Source organism: Aestuariibacter sp. GS-14, assembly GCF_006494365.1.
Classification (GTDB): Bacteria; Pseudomonadota; Gammaproteobacteria; order Enterobacterales; family Alteromonadaceae; genus Alteromonas; species Alteromonas mangrovi.
The window spans coordinates 549,620-569,739 of record NZ_VHIP01000002.1; the positions used below are offsets into that span (position 1 = coordinate 549,620).

At 47.7% G+C, this 20,120-nt stretch carries 12 protein-coding genes; 7 read left to right on the top strand and 5 right to left on the bottom strand.

Going from position 1 to position 20,120, the window contains the following annotated elements:
- Positions 1–9 precede the first annotated feature (9 nt).
- The 5 genes from sucC to FJ444_RS05535 all read left to right on the top strand — a co-directional run bounded on the left by sucC (position 10) and on the right by FJ444_RS05535 (position 10,238).
- A complete protein-coding gene (gene sucC, locus FJ444_RS05515; protein WP_140956913.1) occupies positions 10–1,176 on the top strand; it encodes an ADP-forming succinate--CoA ligase subunit beta in 1,167 nt (388 codons plus the stop codon).
- Positions 1,176–2,048, top strand: coding sequence for a succinate--CoA ligase subunit alpha (sucD, locus tag FJ444_RS05520; RefSeq protein WP_140956914.1), 873 nt, complete (start codon positions 1,176–1,178; stop codon positions 2,046–2,048). The genes sucC and sucD overlap by 1 nt, the downstream gene beginning before the upstream one ends.
- A 271-nt stretch (positions 2,049–2,319) precedes the next feature.
- Positions 2,320–5,376 carry a TonB-dependent receptor gene (locus tag FJ444_RS05525; RefSeq protein ID WP_140956915.1) on the top strand — a complete coding sequence of 1,019 codons (3,057 nt, stop codon included), beginning with the start codon at positions 2,320–2,322 and terminating at the stop codon, positions 5,374–5,376.
- Between the two features lie 44 nt (positions 5,377–5,420).
- Positions 5,421–9,752, top strand: coding sequence for an alpha-1,6-glucosidase domain-containing protein (locus FJ444_RS05530; RefSeq protein WP_140956999.1), 4,332 nt, complete (start codon positions 5,421–5,423; stop codon positions 9,750–9,752).
- A gap of 66 nt (positions 9,753–9,818) precedes the next feature.
- Entirely contained in the window at positions 9,819–10,238 is a 420-nt protein-coding gene (locus tag FJ444_RS05535; protein ID WP_140956916.1) for a DUF4019 domain-containing protein, read from the top strand.
- 16 nt (positions 10,239–10,254) lie between these two features.
- Here FJ444_RS05535 and FJ444_RS05540 read toward each other — a convergent pair whose 3' ends face one another.
- From FJ444_RS05540 to FJ444_RS05555, 4 genes are all read right to left on the bottom strand, one after another.
- On the bottom strand, positions 10,255–10,965 hold the full coding sequence (locus FJ444_RS05540) for an endonuclease/exonuclease/phosphatase family protein (protein WP_140956917.1): 711 nt from the start codon (positions 10,963–10,965) through the stop codon (positions 10,255–10,257).
- Positions 10,953–13,154, bottom strand: coding sequence for a VTT domain-containing protein (locus FJ444_RS05545; protein WP_140956918.1), 2,202 nt, complete (start codon positions 13,152–13,154; stop codon positions 10,953–10,955). The genes FJ444_RS05540 and FJ444_RS05545 overlap by 13 nt, the downstream gene beginning before the upstream one ends.
- 198 nt (positions 13,155–13,352) lie before the next feature.
- The gene (locus FJ444_RS05550) at positions 13,353–14,519 is read right to left on the bottom strand and encodes a flagellar assembly protein T N-terminal domain-containing protein (protein WP_140956919.1); all 1,167 of its coding nucleotides are present in this window, start codon (positions 14,517–14,519) and stop codon (positions 13,353–13,355) included.
- On the bottom strand, positions 14,519–15,268 hold the full coding sequence (locus FJ444_RS05555; protein ID WP_140956920.1) for a flagellar basal body L-ring protein FlgH: 750 nt from the start codon (positions 15,266–15,268) through the stop codon (positions 14,519–14,521). Before FJ444_RS05555 ends, FJ444_RS05550 begins: the two co-directional genes overlap by 1 nt.
- 201 nt (positions 15,269–15,469) lie before the next feature.
- Here FJ444_RS05555 and FJ444_RS05560 point away from each other — a divergent pair, with 201 nt between their 5' ends.
- Both FJ444_RS05560 and FJ444_RS05565 read left to right on the top strand, forming a co-directional pair.
- Positions 15,470–16,237, top strand: a complete 768-nt coding sequence (locus FJ444_RS05560; protein ID WP_140956921.1) for a hypothetical protein — start codon at positions 15,470–15,472, stop codon at positions 16,235–16,237.
- A gap of 82 nt (positions 16,238–16,319) precedes the next feature.
- The gene (locus FJ444_RS05565) at positions 16,320–16,826 is read left to right on the top strand and encodes an RNA methyltransferase (protein ID WP_140956922.1); all 507 of its coding nucleotides are present in this window, start codon (positions 16,320–16,322) and stop codon (positions 16,824–16,826) included.
- Positions 16,827–16,895: 69 nt separating this feature from the next.
- Here FJ444_RS05565 and amt read toward each other — a convergent pair whose 3' ends face one another.
- On the bottom strand, positions 16,896–19,949 hold the full coding sequence (gene amt / locus FJ444_RS05570) for an ammonium transporter (protein WP_140956923.1): 3,054 nt from the start codon (positions 19,947–19,949) through the stop codon (positions 16,896–16,898).
- Positions 19,950–20,120 lie beyond the last annotated feature (171 nt).

Genomic DNA, 20,120 nt, shown 5'->3' on the forward strand with positions numbered 1-20,120 from the left:
AGAAACACCATGAATTTGCATGAATACCAAGGTAAGCAGCTGTTCAAAGAATACGGCTTGCCTGTTTCTGAAGGATACGCATCAGATACACCACAAGGTGCAGTAGAAGCTGCTGACCGCATCGGTGGTTCTGAGTGGGTAGTTAAGTGTCAGGTCCACGCAGGTGGACGCGGTAAAGCTGGCGGTGTAAAGCTGGTTAAAACCAAAGACGAAATTCGCGCTTTCGCTGAAAAGTGGTTAGGCAAAAACTTGGTGACCTTCCAGACTGACGAAAATGGTCAGCCTGTAAGCAAAATTTTGGTTGAATCGTGCACTGATATCGCAAACGAGCTGTATCTGGGCGCGGTTGTAGACCGTGGTTCACGTCGTGTAGTATTCATGGCGTCTACTGAAGGCGGTGTTGAAATTGAAACCGTTGCAGAAGAAACACCAGAAAAAATCCTGAAAGCCGAAATCGACCCAATTGTTGGTCCACAGCCTTACCAGGCTCGTGAAATGGCGTTTAAACTGGGTCTTGAAGGCGTTCAAATCAAACAATTTACACAGATCTTCATGGGTCTGGCAAAGATGTTTGAAGACCTGGACCTGGCGTTAATCGAGATCAACCCGCTGGTAATCAAAACTGACGGTAATCTGCACTGTCTGGATGCCAAACTTGGCGTAGACAGCAACGCTATGTACCGTCAGCCTAAGCTGAAAGAAATGAAAGATCCGTCTCAGGAAGACGCGCGTGAAGCTCATGCAGCTCAGTGGGAACTGAACTACGTAGCACTTGATGGTAACGTAGGTTGTATGGTTAACGGTGCGGGCCTGGCGATGGGTACCATGGACATCGTAAACCTACACGGTGGCAAGCCTGCTAACTTCCTGGACGTTGGTGGCGGCGCGACTAAAGAGCGTGTTGCTGAAGCGTTTAAGATCATTTTGTCTGATGCCAATGTGAAAGCCGTTCTGGTTAACATTTTCGGTGGTATCGTTCGTTGTGACATGATTGCCGAAGGTATCATTGGTGCAGTGAAAGAAGTTGGTGTAAATGTACCGGTTGTTGTACGTCTTGAAGGTACCAACGCAGAATTAGGCCGCGACGTGTTGGCTAACTCTGGTTTGGATATCATTGCGGCTCAGTCTCTGACTGACGCAGCGCAAAAAGTGGTTGCAGCAGCGGAGGGCAAATAATGTCAGTTTTAATTAATAAAGATACCAAAGTTATTTGTCAGGGTTTTACTGGTGGTCAGGGTACTTTCCACTCTCAGCAAGCGCTTGACTACGGTACGCAAATGGTTGGTGGTGTTACACCAGGCAAAGGTGGCACTACTCACCTGGGTCTGCCAGTATTCAACACAGTACGTGAAGCTGTAGAAGCGACTGGCGCAACAGCGTCTGTAATCTACGTGCCAGCACCGTTCTGTAAAGATTCAATCGTTGAAGCTGCTGATGCAGGTATTGAACTGATCGTTTGTATCACTGAAGGTATTCCAACGCTGGACATGCTGTACGTGAAAGAGTACGTGAATGCCAAAGGCGTTCGCATGATTGGTCCAAACTGTCCGGGCGTAATTACTCCTGGAGAGTGTAAGATTGGTATCATGCCAGGTCACATCCACAAGCCAGGTAAAGTAGGTATCGTTTCTCGCTCTGGTACGCTGACGTACGAAGCGGTTAAGCAAACTACTGATGAAGGTTTTGGTCAGTCTACCTGCGTAGGTATTGGTGGCGACCCAATCCCAGGCTCTAACTTCATCGACATTCTGAAATTGTTCCAGAATGATCCACAAACTGAAGCGATTGTTATGATCGGTGAAATCGGTGGAACTGCAGAAGAAGAGGCGGCTGCGTTTATCAAAGCAAACGTCACCAAGCCTGTTGTTTCTTACATTGCGGGTGTAACTGCACCTCCAGGTAAGCGTATGGGTCACGCTGGTGCGATTATCGCAGGCGGCAAAGGTACAGCAGATGATAAATTTGCTGCACTGGAAGCAGCTGGCGTTAAAACCGTACGTTCACTGGCTGACATCGGTAAAGCTCTGCGCGAAGCAACTGGTTGGTAATTCGCAGTTAACTGCAATCCAATAAAGTTTTTCGAAAAGCCCGCTCTGCGGGCTTTTTTTATTTTGATCAGACCGTTAAAAGCACACAAATGAACTTACAATTCCTCAGTTACCACTATAAACCATTAGTAAAAATTCTGTAAAAAATGTTAACTGAATACGTATGCATAGCATTTTCAGTTAATAACCCAGGCTTTAGTATGAAATTCGGTAAATTTACCGAAGAAGTGTTTCACTGCATTTCAATACATAATTAAAAAATGGGGCAAACATGAAAACTTTCAAACCCAGTGCCATTTCGCTGGCACTACTAACCAGTGGGTTGGTTTTCACTAGTAATTCGCTTTTGGCACAGGAAAACGATAAGCAGGAGCAGGAAGAAACCATCGAACGCATCGAAGTTCGCGGTTTTAGTAGCAGTCTTATCCAGTCACTCAACCAGAAGCGTTTTGGTGATACCGTTTCAGAACAACTCTCTGCCGACGACCTCGGGGGATTACCCGACGTGAGTATGGCCGACGCGTTAACCCGCTTGCCGGGTATCTCGGCGGTGCGTACCGGAGGTCAGGCAGCGGAAATTAACATTCGTGGTCTATCGGGAGACTTTGTATTTTCAACCTTGAATGGCAGGGAGCAGGTCTCTACCAGCGGCAGTCGTTCTATTGAGTTTGACCAGTATCCGTCGGAACTCATCAATTCAGCGGCGGTGTATAAATCACCAAAAGCCTCATTAATTGAAGGTGGTGTTGCCGGTACGGTGGAATTGCAAACTGCCAGCGCACTGGCTCAGGATCAACAGCACACTTTTAATGCCAATGTTCGCGGTATGTTTAACGACCGCGCTAGTGAAGTTGCTGACGCAGAAGAATATGGTCATCGCGTCAGTTTCTCCTATCAGGGCAAGTTTATGGATGACACCCTAGGTGTCTCGTTAGGCTATGCCAGACTTTATCAACCCAGCGTGTCCACGCAGTTTATCGGTTTTGCATACAATGCCGAAGTTGACGTTGATGGCATTGCGGGTGATGAGGAAAATTACGATCCTAATTCAGATGTACCAAAGGAAAATCAGTGTGTTGAATGCGAACTGATTTCTGAAGGTTTTGAAATGCAACACAAGGGCGGGGAAGAAACCCGTAACGGTTATGTTGCTGCCATTGAATGGGTACCAACTGATAACTTTAAGCTTAAAGCCGATGCCTTTGTCTCTGAATTTGACTCCAAAGCATTTGCCAGAGGCTTCCGGGTAAAACTGGGTGGCGTAAATACCGAGATTTACAATCCGGTAGTCGTTAATAACAACGTGATTGGCGGTACGTTTGTTCGCTCTGAAAACAGTGAGACCCGCGTAGAGCTGGTAAACGACGACAACCAGGATTTCGATAAAGTAGAAAGCTACGGTATTAATGCCGACTGGGACATCACAGAGAACTTTTCTGCGCAGTTTGATATTTCACTGTCTAAAGCCAACAGTAATTTCCGCAACGGTTTATTGTGGTCTTTGGTAGGCGATGATGCCACAGCAGACAGCCCGAGATTTGATCAGAATATTCAAATCAGCTATTTGCTCAATGGCCTGGATTTACCCGATCTGCAATTTAACCAGGCTGATGCATTTACCGACATCGACAGGGTGATGGTAAGCAAATACGGTATTTACCCGTATGTAAACAGCGATGAGCTCGATGCATATCGCGTAGACTTCCAGTATTTCGTGGATACTGATTACATTTCAGGTATTGAATTTGGCGCGCGTTACTCCGATCGCGAATACAGTAACGACCGTTCGGTATTTGAATACGGTAATGATCAGGCATTTTCTGCCAGTCAGCCGCCGCTAAGGTTAACCGATGATTTAGTTGAAGTAGTAAACTGGCAAGGTGATTTCTCGTATTTCCCCAGTTATTTCTCTATTAATCTGAACGATGCGTTAAATGCATGGTTTCCGTCAGGTGTTCCTCAACCAGCGCAAACCTGGGGTTCAGGTGATGCCGGTGTGATCAATCCATTGGAAGGGTCTACGCGCTCTACCGCGTGGTCAGTACTGGAAAGCGGCGATGTTTTTGAAACCGTATCCGCGGCTTATTTGATGGCCAATATCGATACGGAAATCGCGGGTTTACCGATTACCGGTAACGTAGGGGTGCGCTATGTAAAATCTAAACAGAGCTCAACGACGTTGCAGCGCGCCACTATGTTTGTAGAAAGCGAGGAAGGCCAGCAGGTAGAAGTGAGTGATCCGACCGCTGGCGCACAAAACATTGCCGATGAGCTGGGTTACATTAATAACTTCTATCGCCCGGCTATTCTAACCTACGAATACACCGACGTATTACCTTCAATTAACCTGAACTTTAAACTATCCGACAATTCGCAGTTGCGTATGGCAGCCGCAAAAGTGATGGGCCGTGCGCCTATCAACCGTTTTGCAGCAAATGCGTCAACCAATGTTGAGGTGATCAGCGCAACACAAGATCGCGATTCTGGTGAAATTACCCTGTCTAATCAACAGGCGCGTATTTCAGGTTCGTCAAACAACAGCCCGTACCTTGATCCGTTTTACGCAACCCAGTACGACATTTCCTACGAGTATTATTTTGATGACTCCGACGGTGCTATCGTGATCGCGGGTTTCTATAAAAACATTGAATCCTTCATCGAAAACATTGCACTGGAGCCTTATGACTTCGAAGCCAATGGCTTTGTGGTACCTGATTCGGTTACCGTACCGGTGTTTTACGAAGCAGATTATCCGGGACAAGCTCCGGAAGCTGTAGTGGATGCCAATGGTGATGCAGTAACCGTTGTGGTGCCAACCACCAACGGTAAGTACGAAACTGCGGTTAACAACGCGCGCGGTGGCTATATTCGCGGTATCGAGCTGGCTTATACGCAAATTTACAGCGATCTGCCGGGTATGTTGTCAGGCTTGGGTATGAATGCCAGTTATTCTTACACCGAGAGTGAAATCCAGCGTACGGTAGGAAATGGTGTTTATGCCAGTGCCTTACCGGGATTGTCTGAAAATGTGGCAACGGTAACCGTGTTCTGGGAATACGAAGGGTTTGAAACCCGTTTGTCCGGGCGCTACCGGGATGCGTTTGTGTCACAACAAGTGGCAGTAAATGACCAAACGGTTAACTTCGATTCTGAATTAGTAGTGGACTATCAGGCCTCTTACGAAATCAACGACAACCTGAGCGTGTTGTTCCAGATTAATAACGTCACTGATGAGCCAACCAAAAGCTATTTCACCTCGCCTGAACAAACAGGAACCATTCAGTTCTTCGGAACCCAATACTTCCTGGGGATGACTTACTCGCTATGATTACTGTAACGCAAACTGCGAACCAACCCACAGCATCAGGCAGTATGCTGTATAAATTGATCTCTGCCTTATTTGTTGTTATCACGCTTACACTGGCCGGGTGTGGCGGTTCCGGAACAGAATCCGGTTCCAACGATCTGCTGGTGTGTGATGCGCCGTTAGTGCCGGATTCTACCGGTATGATGTGTGTGGCCAAGCCGCCTATCGACTGTGATCCACCTACGGTACCCAATGAAGCGAACGACGCCTGTGTGGTCGGCGCCGATCCAACACTGGACGATCCGGTGTTCTTCCCTGGTGCAAATCAGGCGGTGTTGTACTACAACCGCGCCGGAGTAGGGGCGTCCAATAGTCCGGGCGACAGTGCTTATGACGGTTGGAAACTGCATACCTGGAACAATGATGCCTGTGATGCCTATGTTGATGGCGATACCGACTGGGCCAACGGCCGCGCTATTTCGGGCATCGATCCAAACTACGGTGCTTACTGGGTATTGGAACTGAAACCCGGTGTTGCAGGTACGCCAGGCGCTTGTCATAACTTTATTATTCATAAAGGTACCGACGATGCTGGCAAGGAAATGGGTGGCTCAGACTTTAAAGGTAAGCTGGATCAGGATGATGCGAAGTTCACGCGTATGAACTTTACCTTATCCGGTGTCGCTACCGTGTTTGAGTTCCCGCTTCTCTCGCTGGGGCCGCAACCGGTTAAAATTGAAGGCGCATCAGCTCACTGGCTCGACACTCAGGTCATCCTGTGGGACGCCCCCGATGGCGTAGACACCGTTAAGCTGCATTATTCAGCGGCAGCGGATCTGGAAACCTCGGTAGAAAATGGCCTGAATGGCACTGCCATCGAGCTTGCAGCAACCTCACTTACCGATGAACAAGCAGCTATCGCCCCCCATCTGTCTTCACTCCCTGCCTTTGAAGGTAACTGGAGTGCGGAAGAGGCCAAAGCGGTGCTGAAAACTCAGGTCGTTGTTGGTGGTTATGCAAGCGACGGTACCTTGTTAGCCGCAACGCGTTTACAACATGCGAACGTACTGGACCAGTTGTACACTAAAGGTGAAGCAGATGCCAACGAGGCCATGCTGGGTGGTGTTTACACCGATGATGGTATCACTGCCTCTGTTTGGGCGCCTACGGCTACCGCGGTTAATTTATTGGTGTATAACGACAATAAATCACTGGCTAATCGTTATGCCATGACATTGGATACCGATTCGGGTGTGTGGTCGTATGAAGGCGGCATGAGCCTGGATCGCAAACTGTATCGTTATGAAGTGACAGTGTATTATCCGTCGTTAGATGAAATTACTACGCTGGAAGTGACTGATCCTTATTCGGTTTCATTGTCTACCAATGGTCGTTTTTCACGCTTTGTGAATCTTGCTGACGCATCACTGAAGCCTGATGGCTGGGATACGCAAGTTGTTCCTGAAATTGAAAACCCGGAAGATGCGGTGATTTACGAAGGTCATGTTCGCGACTTCAGTATTCGCGATATGTCCACCAGCGAAGCCAACCGCGGTAAATACCTTGCCTTTACTGAGCAGGGCAGCGATCCGGTTTCACATTTGCAGGAACTGGCAGATGCAGGGTTAACCCATTTCCACATTCTGCCCAGTAATGACATTGCTACTATTGATGAAGATCCGGCTAACACAGTGGATATTTATGACACTGTGGCACGTTTGTGTGTGAAACGCCCGAATGCGCAGGTGTGTAGCGAAGCTGATCCAAGCAGCACATTGTTAGAGGTGTACAACAGCTATGATCCGCTCTCAGAAGCAGGCAGTGCCCAGGCGCTGACCCAGGAGCTTCGCAGCCTAGATAGCTTTAACTGGGGTTACGATCCACATCACTTCAATGCACCGGAAGGCAGCTATGCGTCAAGTGCAGAGGGTGTAGAACGCATTATTGAAATGCGTGCGATGATTCAATCCCTGCATGAAATTGGCCTGCGTGTGGCACTCGACGTAGTGTATAACCACACCAACGCGTCTGGCGTGTTTACCAAGTCAGTACTCGACAAAGTGGTCCCTGGTTATTATCACCGCTATGAAGTGGATTCTGGCGCGATTGTGCGTGAAACCTGTTGTGAAGATACAGAACCACGCAACGTCATGATGGAAAAGCTGATGCTGGATTCACTGTCAATGTGGGCGAGCGAATATAAATTCGACGCGTTCCGCTTTGATATCATGAGTCAGGCAACCAAAGACACTATGGTGCGTCTGCGCGATGCGATTCAGGCCATCGATCCAGACAACTACTTCTATGGTGAAGGCTGGACTAAGATTGACCGTGGCTATGAGCAGGCTAATCAGCTGAATATGGCCGGTACTGAAATTGGTACGTATAACGACCGTCTGCGTGATGCGATCCGTTATGGTCATATCTTTAATCCAGACAGCGATTCTGCCTTGTACGAGCAGGACCGGGTTAAAATGGGCATGGCCGGTACACTGGCTGACTTCGTGCTCAATACTTCTGGTGGTCGTGCTACTACTGCATCTGCGTTAGGTGGATACGCTAAAGATCCGGCCGACATTATCAACTATGTGTCTAAGCACGATAATGAAAGCTTATGGGATCAGCTTAACTATGTACTGCCGGAAAGCCTTACCCTTGAGCAGCGGGTACGCGCACAAAATACCAGTATGGGTATCACGCTGTTGTCGCAGGGTATTCCATTCCTGCAAATGGGTGGCGATATGCTGCGCTCGAAGTCCATGGATCGCGATAGCTACGATTCAGGTGACTGGTTCAACTATGTTGATTTCACCATGCAAACCAACAACTGGAACGTTGGTTTACCTTTGGCTGAGAAAAACGAGGCGCGCTGGGGTGAAATGGGGCAGTTTGTCTATTCACCAGAGCGTGCAGCAAGCATGACAGAGATCGAACTGGCAGCGGAAGTCTTTAAAGAGTTCTTAACCATTCGTCAAACCAGTCCATTGTTCCGTTTAACAACCGCACAGGACATCATGGATCGCGTAGGCTTCCACAATCTGGGTACCCGTCAGCAGGTTGGCCTGATTGCGATGAGCATCGACGACGGCTACAACGCAGATGCGGCTACGACACTGATGGATTTAGACGCCAATTATGACGCCGTTATGGTTGTGGTAAACACCGGTTACAATGAAAAATCCATTGAGGTGAATACGGCTACAGGCTTTATGCTTCACACAGTACAGCAAAACTCTTACGACAATGCGGTACGCGGCGCCTACTTTACTGAGAATGAGTCGGGCAACGGCAGCTTTACGGTGCCTGCACTTACCATTGCCGTATTTGTGAAACCGCAAAGTGGTGCACAGGGTTATGGTTTAGCCAGCTATGCAACTGCGGGCGCGCCAGATGTTGTACCTTACGGTGATACATCGGTTTACCTGCGCGGCAGCATGTCTGGCTGGGGCACATCTGTTGAGTTCGCCTATCAGGGCAACGGCATTTATACCGCAACGTCTGCATTAACCGCAGGTACGCAGTATGAGTTCAAGTTTGCATCTGAAGACTGGGCTTCAGTGAACTTTGGTGCCGCTGATGCAGCAGATGCCACAGTAACGGCGGGTGTAGAAGTGGTATTGGGTGTGTCTAACAACAACCTGTTCTTTACGCCTTCGGTGGATGCAACTTACCTGTTCACCGTGGATGCCAGCGACGCACAGGCGCCGGTACTTACCGTTGAAAACGAAGAACCTTATGCAGGCACCACCGTGTATCTGCGTGGCGGCTTTAACGGCTGGGGTACAGAAACGCCACTGGAGTACAAAGGTGCCCGTCAGTATCAGGTATCTATGTCACTGACTGCCGGTAGCTATGAGTTCAAAGTGGCCTCGGAAGACTGGGCAACAGTAAACCTGGGCGCTGTGTCTGGTGCTGATGAAGACAAAACGGTTGTACTGGGGCAGGAGACCTATCTGGCTGCCACTAATGACAACCTGGTTATCAACATCGATACCGACGGTGACTATGTCTTTATTGTGGATGTCAGCGATAAAGCTGAGCCTGTGCTGAAAGTGTTTAACGAACAGTTCTTTGGCAATACCCCTGTGTTTTTACGCGGTGGTATGAATGGCTGGGGAACAGCCGATGAACTGGCTTACCAGGGCGATGGTGTGTATTCAGTTGATATTACCGTAAGCGGTGGTGCGACTGAGTTCAAAGTGGCCTCGGAAGACTGGGCAACGGTAAACCTGGGCAATCCTGATGATGCCGCTACTAATACAGTAACGGTGGGGGCAGGTAAGGTACTTGGCAACAGTAACAACAATCTGATGATTGAACTGGATGCCGGTACTTACGAGTTCAGGGTAACGGGTCCGGATGCAACCCAACCCATCCTGACAGTTATTGCTAAATAACCCTGACTTGTTGTAACGTAAAAGCGCGCTTGGTTTCCAGCGCGCTTTTTTTATGTGAGGAATACAATGCGAGTACTGGCTAAACTGCTGTTGATTGTGTGTTGTGTATGTGGCGCTTTTTGTACGCAGGTGTATGCACAGACCAAGCCCCAACAAATGGATATCGAGCCTGCTTATGCCTGGTTGGAACTCATCGATCGTGGCCGGTATTTTCAGTCATGGCAATACGCCAGTGATCACTTCAAACAAAACATTGATGCCTCTCAGTGGAATGATGTGCTGGTTGGTGCCAAGGCATCATTAGGCGATTTGGTGTCCCGTGAATTAAGCGGTTATGGTGTGCGCGATACCGTAGCCGGATTGCCAAAAGGCAATTATATGGTGTTTCAATTCAAGAGTGAGTTTACCCACAAAACCCTCAATGAACTGCTTATCATGACGCGGGAAAACAACGAACTGAAAACCGTGGCTTATTTAATTCAGTAATCAGAACATCAACTTTTCACACCTCGGTTGTTATTTCAAAATCGGCAAACAGTGGCAAGTGATCTGAGTAATGTCGGGTTTGTCGTTCATTGATCACTCCTGACTTCACTACTTTACAATGTTCAGAAAGCCACACCCGATCCAGCCTGAAAACTGGCAACTGACTAGGAAAACTTAATCCGGTCTTTACGCTTTTCAGATACCGTTTCAGCGGCCTGAAAAGTGATGAAAAGTACCACCATTCATTTAAGTCGCCAGCCAGCAACGCGGGAACATCAGCATTAACGGCTTCAATTTCAAGTTCATTGCCGATGCGCGAGATCTGTTTGCGCCGTTCAGTTCGAGACAATCCTAAATGGGTATTGTGTAACAACAGGGTATGTTCTGGGGTTTGTACCCAGACTTTTTGCACATTTCTGGGCTCCCTGTGAACAACATTCAATGGTATTACGTTTTGTTTTATAACCGGGTGTCGGGTAAGAATGGCATTGCCAAACCAACCATGAGGGCGAATTTGCGTAGCGGCGGGTACAAAAGTATAGCCACCGGGCTCGCACAGTGCATTAATATCTGCTGCTGTGTTGCGCGTTGCCGAACGGGTATCCATTTCCTGTAGCAAAACAAAGTCAGCATGTTTTGTTGCCAGCATCCGGCCAATTCGCGCGTAATCCTGAACACTATCACGGCCAACACCACTGTGCAGATTATAGGAGATCATGCGATACATTGTTCAGATGCCTCCTTCTCATTAGTAGCGGTTGTGTTGGTCTGCTTCTTCTGTTGAAAACGTTTGGCGAGTTTTTGCGTGCCCACTATCATTGCAATCCATACCAACAAACCAATCACCAGATAGGCAATAGTTTCTACTGAGGGTTGCTTAAATATCTGCATGATGGAATCGCCTACCAAACCTTTTGCAATCATTTGCGGGAACATGCCCAGAAACGTCCCAATCAGAAATTGTACAAAGCCGATGGAGGAAATACCGGCCACCAGATTCACCAGACTGAAAGGCGCCACAGGTAACATCCGAACACTGGCGACACCCACAATACCGCTATTTGCCAGTTTTTCGTCTACTGCTTCCACCTTGGGTCCACCCAGCTTGCGCAAGCCAGCATTACCTAGTCCTTTGCCTAGCAGGAATGTTGTACCGGCACTTAATAAGGCGCCAATTATTCCGTAAATAGGACCCCACACCGGTCCAAAAATCGCCGCAACCGCCAGCGAAAGCACGGTGACAGGGAAGAACAATAATCCCCCCACCAGATATACCAGTAGGACCGTTGGCAATGCAAAATACGTCCCTCTGCTTTGTTCCAGAAACGCCCCGACCCGCTCGCTATCTAACCAGGGAAGGGTATTGCTTAACCATATCAATAATCCGGCAATGCAGGCGAATACCACCAGGCCAATACTGATCATAATGGTGCGCCTGCGTGGATTAGTGATGGCAGTTAATTTTCCACTGAGGCCTTTCATCGGCGGAATCAATGGCGCATCGGGATCCGACAGGGTTCGGTAGATGTTTGAGCGGGAAGGGTGAGTAAATTCGGTATCGTTGATTTCAGTGAGTACATAATCATGAGCAAATTGATTGGCCATCAGTGCATTCACAATGTGACCACCTTGCATAATGGATTTCGTTACCTCGACTGAGCGGCCGGTGTGCTCAGCGATCAAGTCATTTCGGGTAAACGCTATACATTTGCGGTTGCTGTGGGTGTCACCATACATCACAACATCCACTTCGGTATCCAGTGTCATGGAACGGTTACTGAGGTTTGACGAGCCGATCACCAGATAGCGATCGTCGATAGTCATCACTTTGGAATGGATGCGTTTGTAGGCCATACGGCCTTGCTGATCGCGAATGGAGGAGTAGGTCATTTTTACGCGATGGGTATCAACACCTTGTTCAACGATGTCTTTAAATGCCAAACGACTGGCCCAAAATGCTTCGGTTTCAAACAGGCCATTGGGATCGTAGGAGCTGACAATAAGCACTTCTAATGCAGGTTTTGCTTTAAGCTGCTTATTGAGCGCATGCGCAATTTCCTCGCGGGTAGTAAACTGATTCTCAATGTAGATAAATTCTTCTGCCTGACCAATCAGATCCAGCAGCATATTTCTGACTTCCTGAACGCCTTCAATATCGTCCATATCAGGCAGTGTGCGGGCTACGGCCAACGGTACCTGTTCAAAACAGGAGGTAACGCCTTCAGGCCAGGTGGGTGGTCGACAATCGCCGTTGTCAGGCTGGTTATCGGGAGTATCTATTGGTGAGTCAGATAAGCGGTTCCAGCGCCAGCGCGCCAAAGCTGCAAGGTGGGCCACAATGGCACCGCAAGATACCATCTGAACATCGTGAAAAGGTCCATATTCACCATCAGGGCCGATTCGCCCGGGCTCGTCAATTAAATGCTCACGGGTATCCCAGCGGTGAAGCGCCACATCCATACCGCCGGAATAGGCCAGTTCATTGTCGATAATGACCAGTTTCTGATGTTGAGACCCACCCATGGGGATAGAGTCGTCCAGTAACACATGTACGTTGTCGGGTGTTTTGTCTTCCCACACCTCCAGTGCCCACATTTCACGTTGGTCGAAAAAGGCAAAGGAGGAATCCCAGCGCAGAATATATACCTGCAAATCCGGATTCTGTTCTGCTTTCCATTTGATTAATTCACCAATAGCAGAAGGTGCATTGGCTTTTTCCTCAGCTTCTCCATGTAAGAGTTTTATTCGGCTATCGATGTCCCAGCCAACAATAATGATTTGCTTTTGCGCTTTACAGATACTTGAATGCAGTGCGCTGTAATAGTTGGCGCAATCTATTAGCGGCGTAGCATGCGCGGCAGTGGCAGTATGCCAGCAGTTGTGCCCGGTTTTAAATACATTGTTAGTCGTCATGATTACCCCTCCCTGTGGGACTGTAAACTGATATCTTTAAAGGGAGGTTGCAGAAATTGTTCCGATTTAAACGGATTGGTTAGTGTGTGTAACGTACTGAATTAAAACGGTTATGATTTTGTTTTTTGCTGTATGCGTGTCAGCTGACCACAGGGATGCGAAAATATTTCGCATCCCTGTGTAGGAAATACCTTCTACCGTTTATAACAGTGGCGCCGGGCTAATTAAATCATAGGGGGCGGCTAAAAGTGGGGCGTTGGGATCGACACTGCGAAGTCTGGCACTGCGGTTACTCACATGCTCCACTTCCAGTATGAGTGCAGGTTGTTTGTACCATTGGGGGTAGTGAAGCTGGGCTTCCATCGATGGCAGAGCAGAGCGGTACAACTCAAAAAGATCACCTTGTCGTACACCGTGTTTGGTACCCAGTGCAACCGATAACTGTGTTGGGGATACTGACACTACGGGCAGCATTGTAGGCAGGCAGGTCATTGTGTTTGATACATCTAACACAGCGCTGTTTATAGTGTTAAGTACGACGCGGCCAAAATCACTGCGCCAGAACAAACTGTTATTGAGATCCACCGTTTCGTTGTAATCAAATGTCCAGTCACCTTCGCCGTGATAACTGTTCTGCATCACAATATCTTGTTGCAAGGCGTCCAGCAAATATACCTCCAGGGTAAAGTTACGCCGCAAACTGATGTCGTCGTCAAGCAGCCCTTCTTTGACCTGCTCGAACAAGCTAATATCGCGAATAAAGCCAAATAGCACATATTGGCGGTGATACTCTTTTACCATTACGCTGGCCTTGGCAGCAATTTGGTCGTGCTCGATATTGTGAAACGCCGATGCTGGCATAAAAGCCTGATTTATAAGCAAGGTATCAGCAGCGGGTTGGTGATCACCTAACTGCTGCGCCATGCGACTGGTTACCTGACGACCAAATTCAAAGATATTACCCTGTCTGGCCTGAGCGGGTTTGAGTAACTGAAACTGAGTTACCACAACGCTTCGCATATAGGGATCGCTGGCACATTCAAATAGTGGCAGGATATCTACCTTTACCGTAACGGTTAGTATCTCGTCGGTGAGCGTTTCATCTATAATTTCAACCCGCTGGATACGGCCCTGGGTGCGAATTTGTGCTTTGCTGCTAACCAGAAGGCCATCCAGTACGATATCTTCGGCAGTGATAAAGCTGCCATTTTTATAGGCTGCATCCGCAATGGCATTTTTAATTGCCATTACACGGATTTCGTCTAGTTCTGCTCCCTCAACTGCTACAGATGCCTCACCTACTACCCACTGACCTGATGCGTAACAGCAGAACAGGCCGAGTAAAAAAATGCAAACGCGACGCATCATTAGTTAAAAATCGAAAACAGGGTGCCAATTAACGTAGACTGCTGGTTATCCTGCAGTTCACCTTTACCCGAGTACTCAATTCGCGCATTGCCAACTTTACTGGAATCTACGGTATTGCTGGCTGAGATATCGGCAATACGGATTTCACCTGAAAAGCGCACGTATTCCTGACCTTTATTCAGTGTGATCCATTTTTCACCGGCTATTGCCAGATTCCGGTTGGGCAGGATGTCGGTGACGTACACCGTAATGTCACCCTCAAGTTCATTGGATTGTGCGGTATTGGCCGAACTGTCGAATTCGCTCTCCTGTTCGTGGCTCGCGGCAATCTTGCCCTCAGCCAGTAAAATAGGACCTGCATTTACCGATACCGGCCCAAGATCCATGCTGGTGGATTTATCCATCCGGTAGTCCAGGGACTTTTTCGATTGGGTTCGCTCATTTAATTCAACCAGTATCATGTCGCCAATACGAAAGTTGTGATGTAACTTGTACAGTTCCACCGCATTATCAGCATTAAACAAAGAGCCGGTTGGGGCAGAAACGGCCTGAACAGGGGCCATATGGATGGGGCGAAAACGAGGGTCGTCTGGTATCGCTTCTTCGTCATTCACCTTTGCTGAGCGTTGCTCTACCATAGGATTGGTTGCAGAAGACGCAACGATCTGTTCTTCCACATTGGGGGTTTGGCTGCACGCCGACAGCAATAAATAGATTAACGCAATACCCGAATAGCGAGTAGAAAACATGATGTCATTCCTGCCAACTGGATAATCATTGCATCAGCCCCCACTAATTGCATTGATATCAAACTTAGTTATTTACAGGGTTATTAAGCCTTATTTAGCTGGCCTTAACTGGCTCTTTGCTAAACCTTTACATTCAATAAGTTATCTTTACCAATCAGACCTGTTAGCTTAATAAATGTGGAAAATCATGCGGAGAAAACTATGTGGACAGACTGGTTGAATACCTTCTCTTCAGGGGTATCTGTTGCCGATACATCCAGTGTTGCGAATGAGACTGTTGATGTTGCGCAATCACTGCAGGTTCCAGAAGTCCTGCAAAATTTTCAGGCTATGTTTGCTGACGCGCTGTCGGCCGGTTTTACCAGCGAACTTTCCGGCACCCTAAGTGAAGGTATCAATGCTTCATTCTCGTTCGATAATCTGAGCAGTGCGGAAGGGTTGTCTCAGTTACAGGCCTCGTTTTTATCCGCATTACAAAGTGATTTATTTGCTTCTGCGCAAAGAAACGTCGCTGAATCAATCGCCTCAGCTGCAACTACCAGTAGTGATAGCGCTGCTGAAGTGTCAGGTATGTTGAGTGATTCTACCGGTGGTATTATCCAACAGGCCTATCAATTTTTGATGGGTAATGATGGTGCTACCTTGGATGACTTATTTGACACTGTAAACGTGCTGAACCACATTCCGATAGTGAGTGATGTGTATGAGTCCGTTACCGATAATCACGTTGATTTTGCCGCCAGTCTGGCAGGTGGATTTTTATACGCTGGTCCAATTGGTTTAGCCTATGAGGGCGTAGATTATTTTGTGTCATCATCAACAGGCGCCTCAATGACCCAGCACATGAAAAACTACGTGATGGATAGCTGGTTTTCTGATGCTGATGCCGACACTGCCCAATTAGCTGAATCTATTACCGATTCTGTAAGCGAGAATGCACATTCGTTTGTTACGCGTAACCTGAATTAGCCTGTTGATACTAACGCATAACCCGTTGTCATTCTACAATCATCCGGTACAATCACCGGATTGTATACTCTGCGGAACCGTTATGCTGTCGGCAATTTCAATTGGCTTACAAAACCCCAAATCTGCTGTAAATGTGGCAACCATTTTGCGCGCCGCTGGCTGCTTTGGTGTGAGCAGCGTGTTTTATACCGGTGAGCGCTTTTCCTATGCCAGGCAATTCAGTGCCGATACCAAGGCGTTTCACAAAATCATTCCCACCGTCGCAGTCGCAACGCTTCAGGATGCAAAGCCCAGAGGGGCAACCGTGGTAGGCGTAGAGTTAGTGGAAGGCGCAACGCCATTACCGGCATTTGTGCATCCCGACAATGCCTTTTATATTTTTGGTCCGGAAGATGGCAGTTTGTCCGAAGCCCATTTGGCTATGTGCGATGAAGTAGTGTATATCCCCACGACAAGCAGTCTGAATCTGGCGGTAACGGCTAACATTGTGCTTTACGACCGGTTAGCCAAAAGCCAGTATGACACGTCGCTGGAAGGCATTCGAAATAGCCGTGATACCAACAACCGTCTTACATTGAAAGACGATTAACGAGCGCACAACAGGCGACTGACACAAGAGATTGCAACAAAAGATTGCCGCTCGCTAACCTGACCTTCGTTAACTAAAAGCGGTCTCATTCATGTCAATCAAATGCTGTTTTACCGCATCGGCTGACAGCGGCCGGTAAAAATGATAACCCTGGAATTCGCTGCAGCCGTGACTGTGCAAAAAGGCAAATTGCTCAGCTGTTTCCACACCTTCTGCTACGGTAGATAAACCCAGCGATCCTGCCAGTGTGATTATGGTGGAGCAAATTTTGGCATCTTCTTCTTTTACAGCACATTCATTTACAAATGAACGGTCGATTTTAAGGATATCCACCGGCAGCGTTTTCAAATAATTTAATGAAGAGTAGCCAGTGCCAAAATCATCAATGGAAATGGCTATATTCAGATCCTGAAGGGCTTGTAGTACATCGATACAAGTTTCGATATCTGCCAGAAATACGCCTTCGGTCACTTCAATTTCAAACCAGTCACCCTGTATGCTGTACTGCTTCATAAGACGTTTCAGGAAGGGTAATAAGCCGTCAGATAACAAGTGTTTTCCTGACAGGTTTATAGATACTCTGGGAACGCGCACAAACGCATTTTTCCACTGTGCGATTTGCGCGAACACCAGTTCAAAAATCAATTCCTCAAGTGGCACTATCAAATTCGATTCTTCTGCCAGTGGAATAAATTGCGCGGGTGGAACAAAGTGTCCGGCAGGATTGGTAAAACGCACCAGTGCTTCAAAACCGGCAATGTCTTTTTCTGCATTAACCCGCGGTTGATACAACATGGAAAACGCTTTTTTCTCAGCAATGGCCTGACTCAGGGTTTGTTCAGAGTCAAATAGCTCGGATTCCTGCTCGGCCATGTAGGGCTCAAATAGTTTGTAATTGTCCCGACCCGCTTTTTTGGCGTAGTACATGGCAATATCAGCCTGTTGTATCAGTGTGGTTGGACTCACTGAATCGCTGTGGGTCAGCGTGACGCCAATGCTGGTGGGAATAGTTAATTCCCTGCCACTTAGCACAACAGGTTGTCGCATGACCTGTAGAATTTTGGTTGAGCTGGTTAACACTGAGCTTTCGTCATGACGACTGTTCATCATGATGACAAATTCGTCGCCACCCCAACGACAAATGGTATCTTCCGAGCGAGTTACATTCATTAAACGGTTAGCTACTTCCATAAGCAGTTCGTCGCCGGCCTGATGCCCCAGGGTATCATTGATCTTTTTAAAGCGATCCAGATCGAGGAAAAACAAAGCAATACAGTGTTTAGTGTGATTGATGTTTTTTAGTGCCTTAGTGAGGGACTCCATGAAGTACGTCCGGTTGTATAAACCGGTAAGTGGGTCGCTGTAGGCCAGTTGTTTTAATTTTTCCTGAAGTCGTCGTTGTCGGGTCACATCGCGAATATGCAAGGTAAACTCGTTAGATATACTGCTGCCAAACGTGGTGCCAGTAATGGTAATTTCAGAGGGAAATTCATCGCCAGTTGAACGTTTCAGCAAAATAGTATTTCTTCGGTTGATCAACAATCCGTCAGAGGTTAAAAACTTGCCTTCCAAACTCCGCTGAACGGCGAGCTTATCTTTGGGCAATACGAACAGGTCTACAAAGTTTTTACCTGATACTTTGCTTCGCAGGCATCCAAAGGTGCGCTCTGAGGCTGGATTGAACTCAATGATTTGTCCATCCAAATTAATAGTGACAATGCTGTCCATGGAGGAGTTGAGGATCGCACTTTTGCGTTTTTCACTGCTTTTAAAATCATTCAGTGCCAGGTCGCGTTGGCTCATTTCTTCATGTACTTTTTCCAGCACACGATTGTACTTGCGAGCAATCTGACCTACTTCCGTAAAGGGTTCTTCTGGCACTCTGGTCTGGAAATTTCCCGATTTTTCCTGAGCGTCCATCGAGTTGAGCAGATCTACCAGTTCTGTGGTGGCATGATGCTCGGTAATATTCATGCCAATATATTCCTGCTCGGGCGTTACGCGCAGTTTTACTAAGCGATTAATGACATGCAGTAAACCCCAGCTTAAACCAAACGTGTAAATACCGACACTGACTATACCCAGTAGCTGTGCACCTAGCTGCTGCCAAAAAGCATCGCTTAAAAACGCAATATCCTTGTGGAAGAGGGCAACTGACAGGGTGCCCCAGATACCTGCAAACAGGTGGGCGGGAACCACGCACAGGGCGTCGTCCAGTTTTACGCGCTTTAACCAGCGATCGCCGGCAAACATTACAATTCCCCCACCAGTACCAATTAACGCCGCGTGATGTGGCGAAACAATATTGGCACAGGCGGTAATCGCAACAAGGCCAGCTATTACACCATTGAGCATTGCGCTTACATCCATGTAGCGGTTTTCAGCGGCAAATATGCAACTGGACGCTAACCCTCCAAAGGATGCCGCAATACAGGTGTTTACCAGGATAACGGGAACGTCATCGTTTAATGCCAGTGTGCTACCACCGTTAAATCCAAACCAGCCAAGCCAGATCAGGAGGGTGCCCAATACAGACAGGGGTAAGTTACTCCCCGCGGGGAAGGGGGAATCAGAGTCAAAGCGGCCACGCCGGGCACCAATTACCATTATGGCAGCCAACGACATCCAGCCACCGGTACTGTGCACTACGGTAGAGCCTGCAAAATCGATAAATCCAATCTCTTCCAGCCAGCCTGTATTGGCGGCATTGTATAACGATGACCACGCCCAGTGACCAACAAATGGATAAATTAATGAGCACAGGAGCAGCGTAACAATTATATAACCAAAATATGACATTCGTTCCGCCACGGCACCGGACACTAAAGTGGCTGTGGTACCGCAAAACATCATTTGAAACAGAAAGAAACTGAACTGCCAGGGTGTGTGCTCTGCACCAAAAAAGAACTCAGATGCGCCAAAATAGCCCGATGCGGAATAACCGAACATAATGCCAAATCCGATACTCCAGAATAAAATTGAAGAAAGAATAAAGTCTGATAAATTTTTGGCTGCGACGTTTATGCTGTTCTTAGTGCGGATTTTGCCTGATTCGAGACATAAAAAGCCTGCTTGCATAATGAATACAAGGATTGCAGAGAGAAGTATCCAACCTGTTTCCAAACGTCGTCCTTACTGATGAATGACCGCGAAATCAATAGGGTAGTAAAGCAATTTATGCACCGTTATTGTTAGCGTTTATTCGTTCTTGCCAAAATCGGCAGTTGAAGGGGACATATGAGGAATGACGAACAACAAATTCTGTTAACAATTGCCGCGGCGGCTCAATATGAA